The sequence below is a fragment of the Catenibacterium sp. UBA627 genome (assembly GCF_002299355.1).
Lineage (GTDB): Bacteria > Bacillota_I > Bacilli_A > Erysipelotrichales > Coprobacillaceae > Catenibacterium > Catenibacterium mitsuoka.
Genome location: NZ_DBPF01000011.1, coordinates 1 through 5,201, shown reverse-complemented (window position 1 = coordinate 5,201; position 5,201 = coordinate 1). Strand labels below are relative to the sequence as shown.

5 protein-coding genes are annotated in these 5,201 nt (G+C 33.1%); 4 read left to right on the top strand and 1 reads right to left on the bottom strand.

What is annotated here, in order from left to right; genetic code table 11:
- The coding region (locus B2S90_RS00750) for a hydrogenase maturation nickel metallochaperone HypA (RefSeq protein ID WP_286696379.1) at positions 1–243 on the top strand (243 nt) is incomplete at its 5' end.
- 40 nt (positions 244–283) lie between these two features.
- Here B2S90_RS00750 and B2S90_RS00745 read toward each other — a convergent pair.
- Positions 284–670: a MerR family transcriptional regulator gene (locus B2S90_RS00745; protein WP_278779099.1), complete on the bottom strand. Its 387-nt coding sequence runs from the start codon at positions 668–670 to the stop codon at positions 284–286.
- Positions 671–774: 104 nt separating this feature from the next.
- Here B2S90_RS00745 and B2S90_RS00740 point away from each other — a divergent pair, with 104 nt between their 5' ends.
- The 3 genes from B2S90_RS00740 to B2S90_RS00730 form a co-directional block, all read left to right on the top strand.
- Complete coding sequence (locus B2S90_RS00740; RefSeq protein ID WP_055234498.1) at positions 775–1,644, top strand: DUF362 domain-containing protein; 870 nt, start codon at positions 775–777, stop codon at positions 1,642–1,644.
- Between the two features lie 171 nt (positions 1,645–1,815).
- Complete coding sequence (locus B2S90_RS00735) at positions 1,816–3,156, top strand: MATE family efflux transporter (RefSeq protein ID WP_278860506.1); 1,341 nt, start codon at positions 1,816–1,818, stop codon at positions 3,154–3,156.
- Between the two features lie 23 nt (positions 3,157–3,179).
- On the top strand, positions 3,180–5,201 hold a 2,022-nt coding region (locus B2S90_RS00730), incomplete at its 3' end, for an SWIM zinc finger family protein (RefSeq protein ID WP_286696378.1).

Genomic DNA, 5,201 nt, shown 5'->3' with positions numbered 1-5,201 from the left:
AAGGTCAGTGGTATTGAACCGGACTATTTAGTAGACTGCTGGGAATATTATAAGAAGAAAGTGCCATTGCTAAAGTATTCAACACTTGATTATGAATGGATTGAAGCTATTACAATCTGTCATAACTGTCAAAATACTTATTCTACAATCGATTATGGCAGAGAATGTCCTTATTGTCATAGTGGGAATACTGTCTTACTGCAAGGCAATGAATGTTTAATTAAAGAAATAGAAGGAGAATAACTCCTCCATAAAAAATAACCCTCTCCGTAATTGGAGAGGATTATTTTTTATGGATATCTTCTGTACCTGCTTTTATGGCAGTTTCATAATACCAGAGTTTATGGTTAATTGTTTCTAGTTGTTTTTCTAACTGTCGCATTTCTTCTAATACAATCTCTTTTCTTCTCACAAAGAGTTGATAACGTTCTTCTAATGATTCATCACCACGTTTAACCATTTCTACATATTGTTGCATTTCAGAAATACTCATACCTGTATTCTTGAAACATTCAATAATACGCAGCATAGAAATATCTTTTTCTTTAAAGATACGATAACCTGATTCATTCTTTTCTAAGAAAGGAATGAGTCCCATCTTATCATAATAACGAATAGTAGAAACAGGTAAAGACATCATTTCTGATACTTGCTTAATTGTATAAGTCATCTAATCACCTCTTTAATAGTATAAGAAATAATAGAATGTGATTCAATAATTCTTGACCTTAAACCTTGGTTTAAGGTTACAATTTTTTTAGAGAGGTGATATAAATGAAATCAAAAGTATTATTTACACGTACAATTTCTCCGGAAATGGTTCTTACTATGTATGAAGAGTTAGGAAAAGAATTAACAGGTCATATTGCGATTAAGTTACATTCAGGAGAAGAAGGAAATCAGAATTTCTTAACACCTGAGTTCTGGGCTCCTATAATCCGACATCTTGATGGGACAGTTGTAGAATGTAATACAGCTTATGAAGGATCAAGAAATACAACAGAAAAACATCTAAAGACAATTGAAAAACATGGATGGTCTCGATACTTTGATGTTGATTTATTAGATGCGGAAGGACCAGATCTTGTATTAGATATTCCAGGTGGTAAAGTGATTCAAAAAAACTATGTCGGCAAAGATATTGCAAACTATAATGGCATGCTTGTCTTATCACATTTTAAAGGACATCCAATGGGAGGATATGGAGGTGCTTTAAAGCAGCTTTCTATTGGTTGTGCATCTTCTTATGGCAAAGCATATATACATGGTGCAGGTGTTCCAGAAGATATGTGGACAGCAAATCATGATTTATTCTTAGAGTCTATGGCTGATGCTGCATTATCTGTTCATAATTATTTTAAAGATAATATTGTATATATCAATGTGATGAAAAATATGTCAGTCGATTGTGACTGCTGTGCAGTGGCAGAAGATCCATGTATGAAAGATATTGGTATTTTGATTTCTACTGATCCTATTGCTATTGATCAGGCATGTTTGGACCTTGTCTATGCTTCAGATGATCCAGGTAAAGAACATCTTATTGAACGTATTGAATCAAGAAATGGTGTTCATACTATTGAAGCAGCAGAAGCATTGGGATATGGTTATAGAGATTATGAACTTATAGAAATCGAGTCATGACAAAGTCACTATATATTTTCCTGTAAATGTGTGACTATTATTGCTGAGATAAAATAAAAATATAGGTAAAAGACGACAAATGGGCGTTGAAAACCTATATTTTTTATTGACTTTTGCAATTACATAGTATATAACCTAATGATACTATTCAGATTACAAAGGGGGACTTATATGGAAAATAACGTTACATCAGGAAATATATTAAAACATATCGCATTTTTTGCGATACCTTATCTATTATCTTATTTCTTACAGACACTCTATGGTATGGCTGATTTATTTATCATTGGGCAATTTAATGCGGTAGATGGTATTACAGCTGTTTCTAATGGTAGTCAGGTCATGCATATGTTGACAGCGATTCTTGTAGGACTGGCTATGGGGGTTACTGTTTCTATTAGTCATGCAGTTGGCGCTAAGAATCATACATTAGTAGAAAGAACGATAGGTAATACAATTACACTCTTTGCATGCATTTCTATCATTTCTACTCTTCTGTTGCTTATTTTTGTAAAACCACTTGTTGTGTTACTCAATGTACCACAAGAAGCAATGACTGGAACTGTACAGTATCTTGTCATCTGCTTTATAGGGATCCCTTTCATTACTGCTTATAACATCATCAGTTCTATATACAGAGGTTTAGGGGATTCTAAAAGCCCTATGTATATTATTGCGATTGCTTGTTTATTAAATATTGTCTTAGACTATCTCTTTATCGGTTTATTTCATATGGGACCTGTAGGTGCCGCATTAGGAACTACTTTATCACAAAGCGTGAGTGTTATTATCGCACTCATCTCAATGAAATATCGTACTTCTGACATTCATATCAAAAAAGAAGACCTTCATCTTCAACCTCAGGTATTTAAACAGATTTTAAAAGTAGGCTTTCCTGTCGCAATTCAGGATGGATGTATTCAGGTTGGTTTTATCATCATTACTATTATTGCGAATAGCCGTGGATTAAATGATGCCGCTGCAGTAGGTATCGTAGAAAAAATGATTACAGCAATCTTTATTATCCCTTCTACAATGCTTGCGACTGTATCAGCTTTGTCTGCACAAAATATCGGTGCCAAAGACTACGGGCGTGCCCGTACTGTATTAAAATATGCAGTTATAATTGCTACTCTCTATGGAATCATTGTTGCCTTGATTGTAGAATGTGCTGCACCTACACTTCTTGGCTTATTCACTAAAGATACAACAGTAATCTTACTAGGTGTACAATATATCAGCTCTTATATTATTGATACAATATTTGCAGGGGTTCACTTTAGCTTTAGTGGTTACTTTGCGGCTGATGGTAAGAGCTATATTGGTTTTATTCACAATATCATCTCTCTTTCATTAGTCAGAGTACCAGGCTCTTATATTGCCTCTATAATGTATCCTCATAACTTATTTCCAATGGGACTTGCCGCTCCTTTAGGATCATTATTATCAGTTATTATCTGTTTAATCGCATATCGTATATTGAAGAAGAAAGATGAATTAAGTGTGCTATAATTGATTATAAGAGAGGTACATTTATGGATAAGATAAGATGGAATCAATTGTTCACTCCAAGAACATTAAAGAGAGGATATGAACTCTACCAAAGTGGTGCAGTAGAAGACATTCAACATAATGAATATGCAATCAAAGGAAGCATATTTGACGATGAAGACTATTACTCTATTGTTTATTTGCGTGATGGAATGATAGAAGATATGGATTGCAACTGTGAAAATGAAGATGAATATTGTGAACATATTGCAGCACTTCTTTATGCCTATGATCCCAAACAAACATATCAATTCCATGATTTTCAAGAAGTCTATACTGATGAAAAGTACAAATCTGTGATTAGAGATATTATTAAAGAGAGTGGAAGCTATAAACAGATGATCAATAAACTCATCTCCTATAAACGTTCAATTCTTCCTACAATAACAGAAGACTCTCTTGGATCACTTAATTTGGTATTTGAAACATTTTATCTCATTTCATCTATTCCTGAAGAAAAAGATGATATCTTAGAAGAGCTTAAGAATGATTTAAAAATAATCGTTTCTTGCAGTCATAATAAGAAGACTTTATTAGATGTATTTGAAAGAGAGTACCATTTCCATAAGTATGAGAAAGAAGATGAAGAGTATCTCACTGAAGTCTTTCTAGAATGTTTTAATGAAGCAGAATTATATGAAGATAAGTACCGCATAGTGAATCATATGATTCTAGGTTGTGATGCTTTGAAAGATGACTGGAATGGACGTATGCAATACTCTCGCTGGATAAGCATAGGATTAAAGATGATGCAGGAAGCACATCAATCCCATCAGGATATTCTTCATTTCCTTGATACATATCATAAATATCCACCTGTGTTTATTCGATATGCGAATGCATGTCTAGAAAATAGAAATGATAATAAAGCTCTTGAAGTCGTTGAACTTGGATTAAAGTATCATCAAGAAGATGAAGATTTACTTAAGATGAAAAAAGAAATTTCACCTTGCTTAAATCTTAATATGATAGATTGGGCAGACCAGTTTACGGATGTCATCTTAAAACGTGGTTATGATTACTTTTATAAAAAGAAGATCAAGAAGCTCTATCAGGAGCCTTATGGTATTGCGGCTGTAGTAGAAGGGTCAGATGATTATCATGTGACTATAGATTTAAAGGATAAACAGGTCACTGGTATGTATTGTGATTGTCCTTATGCTAATAAAGGACATCATTGTAAGCATATGGCAGCTGTACTTCTTGCATGTAGTGAATATGAAAATTATGATGATATCAAAGCAAAACTAGATATCGAGTTTATAAAAGAACTCAAAGAACGTATTCATACACTTCCAAGAGATCAATTAGAACAGCTCCTGTTTAATGAAATGAGATTCAATGAGTCTTTACAACAACGCTTTATTGATCTTATTGAAACAACGACAATTCAAGATAAATACTTAGACTATCTAGTAGAACTGATAGATGATAATGAAGATCATATACCAACACTCTTAAAAAAATTAAAAAAGTATCTTCGTATCTCTTTAAGTAAACTTATATCAATACGTGATTACCAGACAGCACATGCGCTTATTGCCTGCACATTAAGTAAAGTCACATGTTTAGACCCAAAGAAAGAACTCTATGACTTTCTTAAAGATGTCCATGAGTATTTGAGACAACTTATAAAGATCTATCCTTCTAGTGAAGAAGCCTTTAATGCAGTGAAGGAACTTTATAGTGACTGCTGCATGCCATTTTATGAAAGTATGATTGATTCAATACTCTTAAATGATTTTGATAGTAAGCAGTTCTATGATTTGAAGTTCAATCTTATTCATCAGAAGATTCTCTATTCCTCTCTTTATGATGACAGAGAACTCCAAAAGTTTATCTATGAACGTTGGACAAAATATGGTTTGGATTTACTTATAGAATCAGGTAAAGAAGAATCAGTGATTCTTGATTATTTAAGTCAGTATGCAGATAGTGAAGCAGTACAAGTCAATTATGTTGATTACTATGTAAGAAAAGGTCACTATCAGAAAGCACTGGATATT

Excerpts from the sequence above, each read along its gene's own strand:
- B2S90_RS00740 (WP_055234498.1), top strand. The coding sequence starts at position 775 with ATGAAATCAAAAGTATTATTTACACGTACAATTTCTCCGGAAATGGTT.
- B2S90_RS00735 (WP_278860506.1), top strand. The coding sequence starts at position 1,816 with ATGGAAAATAACGTTACATCAGGAAATATATTAAAACATATCGCATTT.
- B2S90_RS00745 (WP_278779099.1), bottom strand. The coding sequence starts at position 670 with ATGACTTATACAATTAAGCAAGTATCAGAAATGATGTCTTTACCTGTT.